General features: G+C 62.0%; 17 protein-coding genes. 7 read left to right on the forward strand and 10 right to left on the reverse strand.

Annotated elements, in window-relative coordinates; translation table 11 throughout:
* Positions 1 to 344 precede the first annotated feature (344 nt).
* From INF35_RS05985 to INF35_RS05995, 3 genes are read left to right on the forward strand one after another with little or no spacing between them, the layout of a single operon-like run.
* Entirely contained in the window at positions 345 to 1,019 is a 675-nt protein-coding gene (locus INF35_RS05985; protein WP_193500627.1) for a response regulator transcription factor, read from the forward strand.
* On the forward strand, positions 1,016 to 2,383 hold the full coding sequence (locus tag INF35_RS05990; RefSeq protein WP_193500628.1) for a sensor histidine kinase: 1,368 nt from the start codon (positions 1,016 to 1,018) through the stop codon (positions 2,381 to 2,383). Before INF35_RS05985 ends, INF35_RS05990 begins: the two co-directional genes overlap by 4 nt.
* 6 nt (positions 2,384 to 2,389) lie before the next feature.
* Positions 2,390 to 2,869 (forward strand): pyridoxamine 5'-phosphate oxidase family protein, encoded by a 480-nt coding sequence (locus tag INF35_RS05995; protein WP_193500629.1) that lies wholly within the window; start codon positions 2,390 to 2,392, stop codon positions 2,867 to 2,869.
* 101 nt (positions 2,870 to 2,970) lie between these two features.
* Here INF35_RS05995 and INF35_RS06000 read toward each other — a convergent pair whose 3' ends face one another.
* Both INF35_RS06000 and INF35_RS06005 read right to left on the reverse strand, forming a co-directional pair.
* Entirely contained in the window at positions 2,971 to 3,768 is a 798-nt protein-coding gene (locus INF35_RS06000; RefSeq protein ID WP_193500630.1) for a sulfite exporter TauE/SafE family protein, read from the reverse strand.
* A 255-nt stretch (positions 3,769 to 4,023) separates the two neighbouring features.
* On the reverse strand, positions 4,024 to 4,803 hold the full coding sequence (locus tag INF35_RS06005) for an HAD family hydrolase (protein ID WP_235983148.1): 780 nt from the start codon (positions 4,801 to 4,803) through the stop codon (positions 4,024 to 4,026).
* Between the two features lie 151 nt (positions 4,804 to 4,954).
* Here INF35_RS06005 and INF35_RS06010 point away from each other — a divergent pair, with 151 nt between their 5' ends.
* The 4 genes from INF35_RS06010 to INF35_RS06025 all read left to right on the forward strand — a co-directional run bounded on the left by INF35_RS06010 (position 4,955) and on the right by INF35_RS06025 (position 7,818).
* The gene (locus INF35_RS06010) at positions 4,955 to 5,479 is read left to right on the forward strand and encodes a gamma carbonic anhydrase family protein (RefSeq protein ID WP_193500632.1); all 525 of its coding nucleotides are present in this window, start codon (positions 4,955 to 4,957) and stop codon (positions 5,477 to 5,479) included.
* 357 nt (positions 5,480 to 5,836) lie between these two features.
* Positions 5,837 to 6,265 carry an Lrp/AsnC family transcriptional regulator gene (locus tag INF35_RS06015; protein WP_193500633.1) on the forward strand — a complete coding sequence of 143 codons (429 nt, stop codon included), beginning with the start codon at positions 5,837 to 5,839 and terminating at the stop codon, positions 6,263 to 6,265.
* A gap of 25 nt (positions 6,266 to 6,290) precedes the next feature.
* Positions 6,291 to 6,812, forward strand: a complete 522-nt coding sequence (locus INF35_RS06020) for a zinc ribbon domain-containing protein (RefSeq protein WP_193501801.1) — start codon at positions 6,291 to 6,293, stop codon at positions 6,810 to 6,812.
* A 16-nt stretch (positions 6,813 to 6,828) separates the two neighbouring features.
* On the forward strand, positions 6,829 to 7,818 hold the full coding sequence (locus tag INF35_RS06025; protein ID WP_193500634.1) for a glycosyltransferase family 2 protein: 990 nt from the start codon (positions 6,829 to 6,831) through the stop codon (positions 7,816 to 7,818).
* A gap of 95 nt (positions 7,819 to 7,913) precedes the next feature.
* On the opposite strand, the gene INF35_RS06030 is transcribed toward INF35_RS06025, so the two are convergent.
* The 8 genes from INF35_RS06030 to INF35_RS06065 form a co-directional block, all read right to left on the reverse strand.
* Positions 7,914 to 8,387, reverse strand: a complete 474-nt coding sequence (locus INF35_RS06030) for a TspO/MBR family protein (protein WP_193500635.1) — start codon at positions 8,385 to 8,387, stop codon at positions 7,914 to 7,916.
* Between the two features lie 60 nt (positions 8,388 to 8,447).
* The gene (locus INF35_RS06035; protein ID WP_193500636.1) at positions 8,448 to 9,185 is read right to left on the reverse strand and encodes a YfjL-like protein; all 738 of its coding nucleotides are present in this window, start codon (positions 9,183 to 9,185) and stop codon (positions 8,448 to 8,450) included.
* Complete coding sequence (locus INF35_RS06040; protein ID WP_193500637.1) at positions 9,182 to 9,760, reverse strand: zf-HC2 domain-containing protein; 579 nt, start codon at positions 9,758 to 9,760, stop codon at positions 9,182 to 9,184. The genes INF35_RS06035 and INF35_RS06040 overlap by 4 nt, the downstream gene beginning before the upstream one ends.
* Entirely contained in the window at positions 9,757 to 10,245 is a 489-nt protein-coding gene (locus tag INF35_RS06045; RefSeq protein ID WP_193500638.1) for an RNA polymerase sigma factor, read from the reverse strand. Before INF35_RS06045 ends, INF35_RS06040 begins: the two co-directional genes overlap by 4 nt.
* A 194-nt stretch (positions 10,246 to 10,439) precedes the next feature.
* Complete coding sequence (locus tag INF35_RS06050) at positions 10,440 to 11,096, reverse strand: hypothetical protein (RefSeq protein WP_193500639.1); 657 nt, start codon at positions 11,094 to 11,096, stop codon at positions 10,440 to 10,442.
* Positions 11,093 to 13,162 carry a hypothetical protein gene (locus INF35_RS06055; protein ID WP_193500640.1) on the reverse strand — a complete coding sequence of 690 codons (2,070 nt, stop codon included), beginning with the start codon at positions 13,160 to 13,162 and terminating at the stop codon, positions 11,093 to 11,095. Before INF35_RS06055 ends, INF35_RS06050 begins: the two co-directional genes overlap by 4 nt.
* A 33-nt stretch (positions 13,163 to 13,195) precedes the next feature.
* The gene (locus INF35_RS06060; protein ID WP_193500641.1) at positions 13,196 to 13,825 is read right to left on the reverse strand and encodes a hypothetical protein; all 630 of its coding nucleotides are present in this window, start codon (positions 13,823 to 13,825) and stop codon (positions 13,196 to 13,198) included.
* 3 nt (positions 13,826 to 13,828) lie between these two features.
* The gene (locus tag INF35_RS06065; RefSeq protein ID WP_193500642.1) at positions 13,829 to 15,823 is read right to left on the reverse strand and encodes a hypothetical protein; all 1,995 of its coding nucleotides are present in this window, start codon (positions 15,821 to 15,823) and stop codon (positions 13,829 to 13,831) included.
* Positions 15,824 to 15,859: the final 36 nt, after the last annotated feature.

Genomic DNA, 15,859 nt, shown 5'->3' on the forward strand with positions numbered 1-15,859 from the left:
TCTCCCCGAAAGGAAAAGTCAAAACAAGACCCCGGCGAAACCAAACAGCGCCGCCATACCATTCTTCTCACCGCTGGGATAGCGGAAACGGGAAACCCACAGCATATACGGCGTCGCTCCTTTCGCTTGTTTGCCCGCGGCTTGCCTGCCGCGGCACAGATTTTATATATTCTAGCATGATGCCGCGGGCGTGTCAACACAAAACGACAGCCTGTAACAATTTCGTTTACCCCTTGCCTGCATCCTGTTTTTATGCCAAAATGAAGTACAAGACCCATATATAATAGGATATGCCTTCCAAAGGTACAGATCTTACAGAAACAGAGAAAGGCGGTGCCGCCGTTTTGCGTATTTTGGTCGTAGAGGATGAGCCGGAGCTCAACCGGCTGCTGAAGAAACGTCTGGAGCAGGCCCACTACAGTGTGGACGCCTGTCTGTCCGGCACCGATGCCCTGGACTATCTCGGTGGTGCCGAGTACGACGCTCTGGTCCTGGACGTGATGCTGCCCGGCATCAGCGGGCTTGAGGTGCTGCGCCGCATGCGGGCGAAGCATAACGCCACCCCCGTTTTGCTGCTGACCGCCCGGGGCGGCATCGAGGACCGGGTCACCGGGCTGGACGCGGGGGCGGACGACTATCTTGTCAAGCCCTTTGCCTTTGACGAGCTGCTGGCCCGGCTGCGGGTGCTTTTGCGGCGCAGCAGCGGCAGCGTCAGCGATGTGTTCACGGCGGCGGACCTGGTGGTGGACTGTTCCGCCCGAACGGTGCAGCGGGGCGGCGAGTCCATCGCCCTGTCCGCCCGGGAGTTTGATATTCTGGAATATCTCATCCGCAATCAGGGCGTCGTTTTGTCCCGGGACAAGATCTGCCGCCACATCTGGAACTATGATTATGAGGGCTCCTCCAACGTGGTGGATGTTTACATCCGCTATCTGCGCAAAAAACTGGACGATGGACACTCGCCCAAACTGATCCACACAGTGCGCGGAGCGGGCTATGTTTTGCGGGAGGAAGCATGAAACGGTTTTCCATCCAGCTGCGGGTCACTCTGTGGTTCACGGTGCTCATGGTGGCGCTGGCGGCCACCGGTCTGGTGTTCCTCTTTTATATGGGCGGGCAGTCGGCGCTGGCCGCCACCAAGGGCCGTATGACCGACATGGCCGAGGCCTCCTGGAGCGATATCCACATCCGCAGCGACGGCGCCGAAGTAGATAACGATCTGGAATATTTCCGGGAGGGCGTCTACCTCTCGGTATACGACGCCCAGGGCCTGCCGCTGTACGGTGCAGTCCCCCGCCGGTTTGACAACTCGGTGGTGTTTGCCGACTCCACCCTGCGGGAGGTCACCGACTCAGGCGGCAAATGGTATGTCTACGATGCCTGCCAGACCATTGACGGCATCAGTGTCTGGGTGCGGACGGTGGCCGCTGTGGATGAGGTGGACTCCACCATCACGGCACTGCTGCGGCTGGCAGGCATCGTCTTTCCCTTCTATATCCTGCTGGCCGCGGCGGGGGGCTACTGGCTGACCCGCCGGGCGCTTTTGCCGGTGCGGCAGATCACCCAGACCGCCCGGGAGATCGGGCAGGGCAACGACCTGTCCCGGCGCATCGCCCTGGGTCCCGGCAGGGACGACGTGCATGTGCTGGCCGACGAGTTCGACCGGATGTTCGGCCGTCTGGAAGCCGCCTTTGACAGCGAAAAGCAGTTCGTCTCCGATGCCTCCCACGAGCTGCGCACCCCCACAGCGGTCATCCTGTCCCAGTGCGAGGACGCTCTGGAGGAGGACCGCTCCCCTGCCGAGACCCGCGCCGCCCTGCGCTCCATCCAGAAGCAGGCGGAAAAGATGGCCGGCATGCTGTCCCAGCTGCTCATGCTGGCCCGGGCGGACAGCGGACGGCAGGTGCTCCACAAGGAGCCCTTTGACATGAGCAGCCTGGCCGAGGCGGTGGCGGAAGAGCAGCAGGAGCTGGCCGACGCCCGGGGCATTACGGTGAGGGCAGACATCCAGCCCGGCGTTATGGTCTGCGGCGACGAGACGCTGCTTATGCGGATGCTCATCAACCTCATGGAAAACGGCATCAAGTACGGCCGGGTGAACGGCCACCTGAACCTCACCCTCACCGCTATGGGGGATACCGTCACCGGCACTGTGGCCGACGACGGCATCGGCATTGCCCGGGAGGACCTGGACAAGATCTGGCGGCGGTTCTGGCAGGCGGACCCCTCCCACAGCGGCAAGGGGGCCGGGCTGGGACTTTCCATGGTCAAATGGATCGTGGAGGCCCACGGCGGCACCATCGCGGTGGAAAGCTTCCCTGGCCGGGGCAGCAGCTTCACCTTCACCCTGCCCCGCTGTGAGGATAATACCCGGAAAGGATGAGCTTTCATGCGCAGAAAAGACCGCGAAATCACCGACCGGCAGGAGATGCTGGACATCATGGGCCGGTGCGACGTTTGCCGGCTGGCCCTCAACGGCAGCGACGGCTACCCCTATCTGCTGCCCCTCAACTTCGGCATGGAGGAGGCGGACGGCACTTTGTACCTTTACTTTCACGGGGCGGCGGAGGGCACCAAATACGACCTGATCGCCCGGGACTGCCGCGCCTCCTTTGAGATGGACGGCGCCCACAGGATTATCACCGGTCCCGACGCCTGCGACTGGTCCATGGAATACGAGAGCGTCATCGGCTGTGGGCGCTTGGAGCGTCTTACCCCTGAGGAGGCGCCCCGGGCACTGCCCGCCCTTATGGCCCACTACGGCGGCAGCGGCCTGCCCTTCAATGAAACTTGGAAGAAGCACACCGTCATCCTCCGCCTGACGGTGGAGCGGATGACCGCCAAGGCCCAGCGCCCGGCCAAAGGCTGAGAAGTTTTCCACATTTCCACAGAATACGGCACAAAAAGCGCCCCGGCATACGGCTCAGACCGTGTCCCGGGGCATTTATCATTTTCGTGGTTATCGGGCGATCACATCACGATGCCGGAATAGCGGCAGGTGTTCCAGACGCTGATGCCCATAATAACGATCATCAGGCCGATGAACAGCTTGTCCACCGCCCGGTTGTCCATCCGGCGGCTGAAGAAACGGCCGATCATGCCGCCGCCGATGCCGCCGCAGACCATCAGCACCAGGGTGAGGATCTCAAAATCCGGGACGTTGCCCGCCACGATGGTGGTGAGCAGGTTGGTGATCTGGCTGAAGAGAATGATGTACAGGCTGTTCTGGGCTGCGGTCTTGGTCTGCATGGAGAAGAAGTAACCCAGCACCACCAGATTGATGGGGCCGCCGCCAATGCCCAGGAAGCTGGACATGATGCCCAGAGCCAGGCCGATGAGCACACTGGGGACAAGGCCCTGTACATTCAGGGTGCGGATGCCGGCCTTGCGAATGGTGTAGATCAGGGTACCCAGAGTGATGAGGAAGAGGCAGGCTGCCTGCACCGCGCCCACGGTGTTCTGGTTTTCAAAGAGGCTGCGCACCAGGGCGAAGAGCTGCTGTCCGCAGACGCCGCCGATGGCCGCGCCCACTGCCAGGTAGGTGCCGCTCTTGAGGTCCACCGAGCTGTCCTTGGCCAGCATGGATTTGCCCACCGAGTAGCAGCTCATGGAAAGCACCGTGCATCCCGACAAAAAGCTGATGGTGGAAACATCCGCCAGATGCGCCATGTCCAGCACCGGCTTGATGATGACGCCGCCGCCGATGCCGCAGATGGCACCTGCCACTGAAGCCAGCAAGCTCACAACAAAAAACAGTATCTGCTCCATTTCCTTACACTCCTAATCTCCCGAATTTCTTAATCTTTTTTATATATTAGCGCATATTTCCCCTTTCGTCCAGCGTTTTAGCGACGAATTTGACATTTTTCAAACAGCGGTCCTTGTAGGCTTTGCACAACTGGCCGGGAATTTTCTCTGTAAGCCCTTTTCTGCCCTACGGCAAGCTCTGCCGCCGACAGCAAAAAACTCCCGCCTGGGCGATGTACCGCCCGGCGGGAGTTTTGGAAAAGCAAAGGTCCGCTCTCAGTCTTTCAGGCTGTCCAGCAGGGTCTGGATGGTATCCTCCGGGCAGGGGGTGTGGTTGGGATAGCGTTCCAGCAGTTCTTGGGCGGCGGTCTGCATCAGGCAGGGCATTCCCACGGCGTCCAGCATGGAGATATCATTATAATTGTCCCCGAAGGCCATGACTTCCTCCAGCCCGATGCCCAGCTCCCGGCACATGGCGCGTACGCCGATGCCCTTGTTGGCAAAGGTGGTGTCGATCCACTTGGGCCCGGCCACCGCCGCGTTGGCCTGCCGCCAGCGGGGGACGAACCGGTCCACATAGGCATCCACACCATCTTCCAGGTAGACCGACACCTTGACGATGTCCTCGGGGATCTGTGCCGGGTCCTGAATGCTGCAATAGTGATTGCCGATAAACCGGATACGGTCGGTCATGCCCAGGCCCCGCTCCATAAGGTAGGAGGTGTTCTCTCCCGAGAGCATGACCTCCCCTTTGCCGTCGCTGTTGTTCCAGAAATCCCAGGCGATCTCCTCCGCCAGGGCCCGGGGCATGGGCGTCTTGGCCAGCACACGGTCATTCTCATACAGCACGCCGCCGTTTTCGCACAGAAAGACACAGTGCTCCGCCACCGGGGCAAACAGCTTTTTCAGGCTGGTATACTGCCGTCCGCTGGCCGGACAAAAACGGATGCCGTGGGCCGCCAGCGCCCGGATCTGGCTGAGAATTCTCTCCCCCAGAACTTTCTGGTCATACCGCAGCAGCGTGCCGTCCAGGTCACTGCATACCATTCGGATCATTGCACTTTCCCCCATATTCTGTCAAAACCTGTGTTGCATCTCTCAAATCGGTTACGATTGTATCATATTCCCCGTTCCCGCGCAAGATTTGCCCCCTTGCCAGGATGTAGTACAATGAATACAGAAAAAACTTCGGGGAAGGGATTCTGCCATGGCTCTTATCAAGGGATTCGGGGACAAGCACCCCGTGCTGGACCGTCCGGCTTTTGTGGCCGAGACTGCCGCACTCATCGGAGACGTTCACCTGTCCCCCGACAGCAGTGTCTTTTACGGGGCTGTGCTGCGGGGTGACTCGGGCAGCATCGTGATTGGGGAGGGCAGCAACATTCAGGACGGGGCTGTTCTCCACACCGGCGAGAGACAGGGGGTACACATCGGCCGCCATGTGACGGTAGGTCACTGCGCCCTCGTCCACGGCTGCACCGTGGAGGACGATGCCCTCATCGGCATGCATGCCACCGTCATGAACGGCGCGGTGATCGGCCGGGGCAGCATTGTGGCTGCCGGTGCTCTGGTGACCGAGGGGACCATCGTGCCCCCGGGCAGTGTGGTGATGGGGGTGCCGGGAAAGATTCGGGGCGCTGTTACCCCCGAGCAGCAGGCGGAGACCCGCGCCAACACCGCCGGATATGTGGACTGCGCCCGTGCCCATGCCGCCGAGCCTGTATTGAAATAAACCGGCCTTTCCTTTTTCCTGCCTTGGGGTGAAAGAGGGCTTTCGAAGGACCGGCACAAACACAAAGGCCCGTCCTTGCGGACGGGCCTTTGTGCATAGAGGGGTGGGAAAGTATATAAAGGTTAGAAGTTGTCTTTGAATATGCCTTAAGTATACTCATTTTTCTTAATATGTCAAATTCAAACCTTGTATTTTGTTTTTCTTTTTATTATAATAATGGGGCAATCGCTTAATTTTTTTCGATTTTGGCTCAAAAAAAAGCGATTCGCATTTTTTGTGAAAGAACACAACCTTCTTTTCCTTAATTTTATTTTTTTGTGCGCATTATACAAAATATCAAATGCAAGAGGTGCCATTATGGATGAGCTTGACCAAAAAATCATCCGTCTGCTGATCAAAAATGCACGTATGCCCGTCAAGGAGATTGCCGAGAACGTCAACCTGACCAGTCCCGCCGTGTCCAGCCGCATCCGCAAGCTGGAACAGGAGGGCATCATCGGCGGTTACACCGTGATCCTGCACCACCCGGGCGAAGCTGCCCGGGTGCAGGCGCTGATCTCCATCTCGGCCAACGCGGCCAGCCGGGACGATTTTCTCGCCCTGGTGGAAAGCGAGCCCCAGGTCCTGCAGTGCTGGCGGGTCACAGGCAGCTACAACTTTATCGTCAAGGTCAGCTGCGAGAGCATCGACGGGCTGGAGCATCTGCTGACTAAGATGCAGAAGATGGGGTCCACCAACACCCAGATCATTCTGAACACTCAGACCGACCGTCCGCTGATGATCTGAACCTGCCGCGCGGAGGATAAAAACCATGGAATTTTGTAACAACTGCGGTGCCCGGCTCATTCCAGGCGCCGATCACTGCCCTGCCTGCGGTGCCTCCTGTGTGCCGCCTGTCCCTCCCGTACAGCAGCCTGAGGTGACCATGCCTCAGGCAGGCCCTCAACCGGCAGGGCCGGTATATGCCCAGGCTCCCCAGCCTGCCCGGCCCACACCCCAGCCGCCGGTGCAGCCTGCACCGCCTCAGCCCGGGGCACAGGCGCCCCAGGGGCCCCGCTACTGCGCGGAGCCTCAGGAATCGGGGGAAGTCCCCTCGGTGTGGTGGTATTTCGGCATGCTGCTGCTCTTTGCTGTGCCGGTGGTGGGCCTGGTGGCCATGCTGTGCTTCTCCTTTTTGCCGGGATGCACGCCCCGGCAGCGCAATCTGGCCCGCGCCAGCCTGCTGCTGGCTCTGCTGCTGGCAGCGGTGATCGCCATCGGCATCTTCCTGTTTACACTGCTTCTGGGCAGCATACAGCAGGCAATGTTCTACTCCTACTACGGCCTTTACTGATGAGGAGGATTCCATCTTGAAAGCTAGTGTTATCATCCCCAACCTCAACGGCGCGGGCTGGCTGCGGGATTCCATCGAATCCATCTGGGCCCAGACCGAGCAGGACTTTGAGCTCATCATCATTGACAACGGCTCCACCGACGAAAGCCTGGAGATCGCCCGCAGCTATCGCGGCCGCCCCAACTATACCCTCATCGAGAACGACACAAACACCGGCTTTTCCCATGCGGTGAACCAGGGCATCGCCATCGCAAAGGGCGAGTACGCCGTGCTGTTCAACAACGACGCCTTTGCCGAGCCCGACTGGCTGGCGGAGCTCATCAAAACTGCCGACTCCGACCCCAAAATTTTCGCCGTGTCCAGTCTGATGCTGCGCTACTACGAGCCGGAACTGGCCGACGACGCCGGGGACTATGTGACCATCCTGGGCTTTGCCTGCAAGCGGGGGGACGGCCTCAAGGCCAGCCGGTACACCAAGCCCTGCCGCATTTTCTCCGCCTGCGGGGGTGCTGCGCTGTACAGAAAATCCATTTTGGATAAAATCGGCGTTTTTGACGAATTGTTTTTTGCCTACTATGAGGACGTAGACCTTTCCTGGCGGGCCAACAACTTCGGCTACAAAAACGTCTACTGCCCCACCGCCCGCTGCCGCCACATCTGCGGCGCTACCACCGGCGCGGTGCGCTACAACCCCTTCAAGAGCATCCAGAGCGGGCGCAACAGCATTCTGCTGCCCTACAAAAACCAGCCCATAGGCATGCTGGTGGTGAACTTCATCCCCATGGCGTTTGGGTATTTGCTCAAAGTGGTGATGTTCCGCCACCGGGGCTTCGGCAGTGACTACGCCAAGGGCTACGCCGAGGCAAAAATCGCCCTGCCCAAGATCGACAAGCCCAAATTTTACTGGCGCAACCTGCCCAACTATCTGTGGGTGGAGTGCAGCCTCATCGCCGGGCTGTTCCGGTACATCGTCTACCGCGTCCAGCGGGCGCTGCAAATCACCTGAGATTCTGCCTTTTGCCCGTACATTCTCATATGTAAAAATGCCGTTCCTCTCCCGTTGGGAAAGGGACGGCATTTTGTATTGCGGGAATGTTGCCATCAGTTGAGAAGCCATACCCCCAGGTTGAGATACCCGGCAAAGGCCACCCACAAAAGGTAAGGCAGCTGCAGCCACCCGGCCAGGGGGTCCACCTTGCGGAAAGAGAGCAGCATCCACAGAATCAGCACCCACAGCACCACCAGCCAGGCAAGGGCAAAGCCATAGGCCTGCAGGTTGAAGAAGAAGATGCTCCAGAAGAAGTTGAACCCCAACTGGACAAAGAACAGCCACAGGCTTTTGGTCCGCTCCGCCGAGGCCGCCGCCAGCCAGACCCGGGCCGCCCCGATGCCCATGAGGGCAAAAAGCACCGTCCACACAATGGGAAAGACGATGCCCGGCGGGGAGAGTGGCGGCAGCGTGATGGTCTCGGCGTACTGTTTTGCCCCATCCCGGGTCAGAAAGCCGGAGAGTGCGCCCACCGCTTCGGTCAGCAGCACCCAGAAGAGATAGGTTTTCCACGGAAACTGTTTCATATGCAATCACCCGCCCATATCATATGCACGGGCGGGTGAGGTTATGCGGGGATGTGTGCCTCAGTCCAGGTCGGCGGCGGGGATCAGGCCGGTGGTGACCACCACCTGGTTGTTCATGCCGTACAGCGTGATGACGTAAGCAGCCAGGTCAATGTCCGCCTCGTCCATGGCGTTCTTGACCTGCTGGGCCAGCTGCCAGGCGGCGGCCTGGGGGTCGTCGGCGCCGTCGGGGGCATTGAGGTCCAGCGCCAGCGCCACCGGCGGCAGGTTGGTTTTGTCGTAGGGCATGTCCACCGTCAGGGGCGGGTGGCCCTCGGCCGGGACGGGGACCTCGCCGGTGCTGCCCAGGTAGTTGTCGCAGTAAAGTCCATATCCCCGGTGGGAGATACCGGCATTGGAAAGGGCCCCGGTCACACTGCCGTCCAGCTGCACCATGATGCGGCTCCAGGTGTTGCCGCCATTGGCCACCATGTCATCGTAGGAATCCCCGGTGACACGCCCCTGTTCCACCTCCACCAGGAAGCTGGTATCCTCACTGATGGAGGAATCTACAATCACCTCATAGCGGAACCAGTGCCGCGCCGAGGCTGCCACCGCCCGGATGTCGTAACCGGGGTAGGTCTCGTTGGCGTAGGTTTCGGCCGTGTTCATGGCCAGATGCTTGGTGACGGGGTCCCCGGTATAGGCCACAAGCACAAAAATCAAAAGCAGCACAATGGCAAACCCGCCCGCGGCGGCAAGGCGGCGCCTGGCCTTGGTACGCGGATGTCTGGACGGGGTTCGTTCAGCGGTATTCATGGAAGTTCCTCCTTTCCGAATGCATAGCGGAAGAGCATGGCGGCCACTCCGCCCAGCAGGCAGAGACCGCCGTAAAAGGCGGCATAGATCAGCCCCAGGACAGGGCCGGTGTTTTCCAGCGAGAGATGCCAGACAAATCCCAGCGCCGCCACACACAGAGGCGTCAGGTACCACCGGCGGCGGAGCAGCAGGGCCCCCGCTGCCCCCACCGCCGGCATGATGAGCAGATTGAACTGCCCCGCAAAGCCGTAGCTCATGAGCCACAGGCCGAACAGCGCCCCCGCCCCCAGGGCGGCGAACACCAGCAGGCGCAGGCGCTTGTAGATCTTGCCCAGCACCTTGCCGTCGTCGGGGGCGGCGGGCTGAACGGGGGCGCCCTCCCGCCAGAAAGCAAGGCAGCTTTCGCAGTGTTCCATATGGCGGCGGACCATCTCGGTGGCGGTGGGGCTGGCGGCGCCGTCCTGCACCAGGGGGATCAGGTCCCGGCAGACATCGCAGGGCAGGTCGGGCAGGGTTTCCGGCAGATCGGGCTGTGCTTGGGGCAGGGAACGGGATTGCATGGTATCTTCTGTCACAGATAGCCCTCCTTTCGCAGGGTTTCTTTCAGGGATTGGCGGACGCGGTACTCGATTACCCGGGCTGATCCCGCCCGGATGCCGCAGCGGGCGGCGATCTCCTCGTAGGGCAAACCCCGGGCACGCAGCTGCACGATGGTGCGCTCCCGCTCCGGCAGGGCCTCCAGCAGCTGGGCCACCCGTTCGGCCAGCTGGCGGAAGTCGTAGGCCTCCCCCACCCGGTCCTCCACGTACAGGCCCAGGAGGTCGTTGTACTCCACCGTGGGGCGGTTTTTCCGCAGGGATTGCAGCCAGAGGTTGCGGGCAATGCCGAACAGCCAGGTCTTTTCGCTGCTCTGGCCCCGGAAGGTCCCCGCTTTCTGCACCGCGCAGAGAAAGGTCTCGCTGAGCAGGTCCTCGGCCAGGGCGGGGTCATGGGTCAGGGAGGCAAGGTAGCGGTAAACGTCGTCCCGGTAACGGCGGTAGAGTTCCTCAATTCCCAGCACGGCGTCCCCTCCTTTTCCCTTGTTTTCCGGCTGCGCAGCCTCCGCCCCGGGTAATTTCGGGACGTTTCGCTGAATCAGTCCCCCCGGGCGGCAGAGTGTTACAACATCCGGGCAAAAAAATTGCGCTCCGCTCCCCGGGCAGGGACACGGAACGCAAGCAGTATCCATGGAATACCATGGCGCAATATAAGATTTCAGCCTTTGCGGCGGTCTCGGATTTCCCCCCACAGGGCCCGCATCCAGCTCAAAATCGCCCCGGCAAGCGCCGGATACAGCACAAAGCAGAACAGCTGATACCAGCTGGGCAGCCAGTAGGCAAGGCCGGAGGGCAGAGCGTCGGCGGCGTTGAGGGTGATGGCATCCCCCTCAAACTGCACCGTGACGGGGGTGTTGGCGTCGGGGCTGCAGGGGTCCAGGCGCAGAGACACGATGGTTGTGCGGGGCAGGGTGTAAATGTAGCTGCCGTCCTCCCCCATCGTGGGGAAAACCCGCTTGTCCTGGCTGTAGGGCTCCCCCGCTGCGGTGGTGTAGTAGAGGCACATCTCCCGGGGTTCGGCGTCAAACTCCGCCCGATAGCTCAGGGTGCGCACCACCTGGTCGGACACGTCCTCCAGAATGATCTGGGGGTCGCCGCTGGTGGAGACATAGCCGTCCCCCTCCCCCTGCAGGTCCACCAGCTGGAACGCCGAGAGGGACAGCTGCTGTTCGGTCAGCGTGCCCCCGGCGCGGGCCATGGCGTCGCTGCCGAAGTTCCACGCCCCCAGCACCAGCCAGCCGGCCAGGGTCAGAAGATAGCAGGCCGCCGGGATGGCCCCGCGGCGGGCAAAGAATTGGCGCAGTGCGGTTTTCACGGGGCAGTCACCTCCATCTCCACGGGGGCATAGCCCGCATCGGTCACGCGGTAGAGCAGCGTCTCGCCGTTTTGGGCGGCAGCCAGGCCGTCGGTGAACAGGCTGGCGTAGCTCTCCACAAAAATGTCGTCGATAGTTTGCAGGTAAATAACGGTGCAGCCGTTTTCCCGGATGGTCTCGTCCAGGCGCTGGGTGGTGTAGGGATGGTAGTAGTATTTCTTGGTACCTTCCTCCTCCGGTTCCAGTTCGGGCAGGCCAAAGGTCCCGCCGCCGCCCTCCATGGTGGAGACAACGCCGGAATAGTCCACCAGCACGGGGTAAAAGTCAAACACCGCCGAGAACCAGCCCTCGCCGTTGTCCCCCTGGCTGACGTAAAAGACCCGGTCCTCCGGCTCCAGATAGCTGCAGACCAGCTGGGCCTCAGCGCGCTCGGCCTTGCGGTCGGCAAACTCGCTGTCGGAAAAGCCCAGCACCGACAGCTGAGGCAGTACCATCTGGTTCAGGCGGAAAAGCATTCCGCAGGCCAGCAGCAGCACGCCCCCCTGCCCTGCCAGCGCCCGGCGGCGCTCCCACGGGGATGCGGGGCGGGCATTCTCCGCCGCTGCGGGAACAGTCCGGCCCTGCAAAACCACAGCCAGGCAGGCCAGGGCGATCAAGAACCAGCCAATGTAATAGCTGTAAATGTAACGGTTATAGTCGGTGAGGCTCTCCGCCTGGAAGGGCTTGAAGATGAAGCCGTAGCTCAGCGCCAGCATCAGGTTGTAGCCCAGAAAGCAGAGGGTGCTGCACACCGCGGCACACACCACCCGCAGCCGCAGCAGCAGGCCCGGCGCCGCGAAAACCGCCAGCGCAAAGACCAGCAGGATCAGCGCCACCACGTTGCGGCCCTGGCCGATCATGCTCAGCTTGCCGTCGGAGGTCCAGAATTGGGTGCCCATGTCGGCAATGGCTTGCAAAAACTGGGGCTGTCGTTCGGCAAAGAAGCCCTCCACCGGCTGGCCCAGCAAAATCTTGATGCCGTTGACCACCACGTCGGACAGGGCGGCACTGGTCTCCCCCACGCCGCCGGTCTCGGCATTTTTGGAGACCAGCATCCCCACGTAGCGGACATTCCAGAGATAGTAGACCGCCAGCGGGGCGGCAAAGGAGGCCGCCGCAAAGCCGGTACGGCGCAAAAGTCCTTTGCGGAAGGGACGCTGCTCCGGCCAAAGCCATCCGTCCACCGCCACAATGCCCGCCGCCACCAGGGCCAGCACAAAGGTGTTGGCCTTGGTGTTGGCAGCCAGAGCCAGCACCGGCAGCACCGCCCACTTGGGCCCGCCGGTCTTGCGCAGCGCCAGCCAGAGGGCCACCGCGCCGCCCATGACCAGGCCCGCCGGGATGTCGCCGTAGGAGGTCATGTAGACGGTGTTCAGGTAGATGGTGTGGTTGTAGGTGGTGAAAAAGTAGGGCACGCACCACAGCACCGCGGCCGTCGGCACGGCCAGCCGCCAGCGGGAGAAGCCCATGCCGCCCAGCACGGCGGCAAACACCGCGAAGGCCAGGGCGTTGTAGGCCAGGTAGATCTTCCAGTCGGCATAGCTGCCGAAAAAGCAGAAGAAGTAGCTGAGCAGCGGCAGGCCGGGGTTCTGGGTGACGGCCCAGGGGGTGCCCAGCACCGCATTGGAGTAGAGGCTGTTGTCGACCTTTGTCACCTTGACTGCCGTGGCCCACAGGTTGAGCTCGTCAAAGCCGGTGGCCATGGGCTGGCGGACAAAGAAATAAACGGCAAAGGCCACCGTCATGCCCCAGAACAGCACCGCCCCGGGGCTTGCCAGTTTTTTATAGTCGGGCTTGGCTCCCTTGCGGGGCCACAGGGCCCAGATGCCCAGCACCGCAAAGGCCGCAAACAGAATCCAGGCCCCGGCCAGCAACGGCCCGGCCATGCCCCACAGCGTCAGCCACAAAACAGCCGCGGACAGGGCAGTCAGCGGGGCCAGGGCACTGTGCAGCCCGCACCGCAGGGTCAGAAATGCACAAAACAGAAACAATGCCGCCATGGACGCAAAGACGCAAAGCAGCTCCATGCAGGGGTCCTCCTTTTCGGGTAATGGCGGGGATCAGGCATCCTCCCGGCGGCTGCGGAGCAGGGTCCAGGCGGCAGCCGCCACGGCAGGCAGGCCGAGGATCAGCAAAAACTGACCGCCGTCCGGCACAAAGCGCCAGACCCAGAACCGGGCGGGGTTCAGCTCAATGCCGGTAAACAGGGTGGCCACGCCGCCCACACTGTCGGGGTCGATGCGCAGCCCGGAGACCTCCACCCCGCCCAGGTCGAACTCATACACCCCATCCCCCGCCACATGGCCGTAGACCTTCTGGGTCTCGCTGTAATCGGTCTGGCCGGGTTTGAGGTAGTAGAGCACCACGCTGCCCGGAGGCAGGCGGTGTTTGGCGTAGAGGCGCACCGTCTCCAGATAGCCGCCGCCGTCGTAGAAAATATGGGGGTCGTTGTCGGTGGAAAGATACCAGTTGGGGTCGTCGTCGGGCGGGGTGTCCCACTCCAGATCGAGATAACACTCAAAGCTCTCGAAGGTCAGGTCCTCCGCCCCCAGCGTCGTCTGGGGCATATCCCCCGACGCCCGGTGCATCAGCATGACCGCGCATCTGCCCAGGCAGAACACCACCCACAGAATCAGGGCAAGGGCATAGCACAGGGCAAACCGGCGCAGAGTCCTTTTGGTTTCGTTCATGGCTCACCCCTCGCTTTCCGCCACGGCCACCGGTGTGAAAGGCGTCGCGGCATCCGGGTCGAACCGGTAGAGTGTAGCGGGCATGTCGGCGGTCAGGCCGCCCTCAAACAGGCTGCTGAAGTCCCGCTCCAGGTAGTCGTCCGCCCGGTCGATGAGCAGATAGTCGCAGTCTTTCTCAATGAGATAAGCCACCAGGGCGTCGGGGGTGCAGACTGCCTTGTAATCGTACAAAGTCCAGTTCTCGCTCTCCACCAGGTTCATGAAATCGGAATCCCAGCGGCTGGACTTGTCCACCCCGTTGAAATAGCCGCCGTAGCCTCTGGCCACATGGGCGGTGAGCTCATAGTTGTAGTAGTACCAGCGGGTGGCGTCGTCCCCCTGGCTGATGACCAGCACATTGTCGTCCCAGTCCAGCACCTCATTGGCGGCGGCTGCACGGTCTTTCACGTCCTGACGCAGCAGGTAGAGGCTGTCGGCGTTGGTCCAGAAGCCCGCCGTGGGCACACCACGCCAGAAAAACACCGCCAGGATGCAGGCAGCCGCCCCCAGCAGGGCGCCGTCCGCCAGACGGTACCACCGCCCCGCATAACCGGCCGCCGAGCGGCCCAGCAGGCAGAGCATGGCCAGCATCCATCCCTGATAGTAGGGACCGATGTACCGCTCGTAGTCCTTGAGGATATAGGCCTCCACGTCGGAGAAGTTGTAGCAGTAGAGAATCAGGTGGAAGAGATAGAAGGCCGCAAAGCAGAAGGCAAAACCCAGCCAGGTCACCAGGACCCGCCGCCGGGCCGCCCCCTTGCCTGCAAAGACAAAGGCTGCCGCAGCCACCAGGGTGATGACGGCCAGTGCCCGGACACCGGGGCCCAGCAGGCAGACATCCCGGCTGAAGAAGGCATCCCCCATCAGGCCCATAATGTCGGAGAACTTTTGGGTGCGGCCGATGCCGAAGAACTGGGCAAGGCCGCCGGTGAGGACCTGGCCGTAGCTCAGGCCCGCCCCGCCCACGGTACCGCTGCCGGTATCCAGGCAGGTGGCGGTATAGCGGTTCCAGCTGAGGAAAGCCGCCAGCACCGGCACCGCCAGCGCAACGGCACGCCACAGCGCCCCGCCGAACACCCGCAGCGGACGCCGGTCCTTGTGCTCCTGCCCGAAGAGCAGGTCCAGAAAGATGAGGAACACGGCAATGAGGGCATAGGCAAAGCCCATATCCTTGGTCAGGGTCAGCAGAGCCAGAGGCAGGGCGGTGAGCAGCAGGCCCAGTTTGCCGGGGCCCACCGCAAACCACAGGCTCACCACCCCGCCGAACAGCAGCGCCAGAGGGATGTCCGCCATGGCGTTGGCATAGACGGTGCTGGCCGAGCCCGGGGTGACCACGCTGAAAAAGAAGGGCAGCAGCACTCCGGCCGTCAGCACCATGGCGCTCTGGGCCCAGCGGCGGCGGGGCAAAACCGATGCCCCGGCGATGCAGGCCATGAAGAGCATATCGTAGGCGGCAAGGCACTGCCACTCGGTGAACACCGGGGAGAGCCCCTGCACAAAGAAGGAAACCAGCCCCAGGCCGGGCAGGCCCGCCGCCGCCTTGAGGTTGACGGGGTCGGCGGGATAGAGCATGCCGTGTTCTTTCAGCAGTTTTGCCGCCGCCCCCCAGAAGGTGAACTCATCCCACTGGGTGAACATGGGCTGCAGCACGGCGAACATCAGCCAGAACACCGCCGATGCCGCCGCAAAAAACAAAAAGCCGGGGCTGAACAGTGCGGCTTTCAGGCGTTCCCGCCCCGCGTGAACGCCCAGCCCCACCGCCAGCGCGGCCAAAAGTGCGTAATTGACCCACAGTGCCGGGACCAGCAGACCCAGGTAGCCGCCGCACAGCAGCAGGCAGACACTGCCGGCCAGCACGGGCAGCGGAAAGACTGCGGCGTCCCGGCCGGTATCCGCCGCCGCACACACCGAGACGGCGCAGACCAGCGCCAGGATCAACAGACCGCCCACAAGCGTCATGGACTGCCCTCCCTTCTCTCAGTTCAAAGGCAAATC

Source organism: Gemmiger gallinarum (genome assembly GCF_014982805.1).
Taxonomy (GTDB): domain Bacteria; phylum Bacillota; class Clostridia; order Oscillospirales; family Ruminococcaceae; genus Gemmiger; species Gemmiger gallinarum.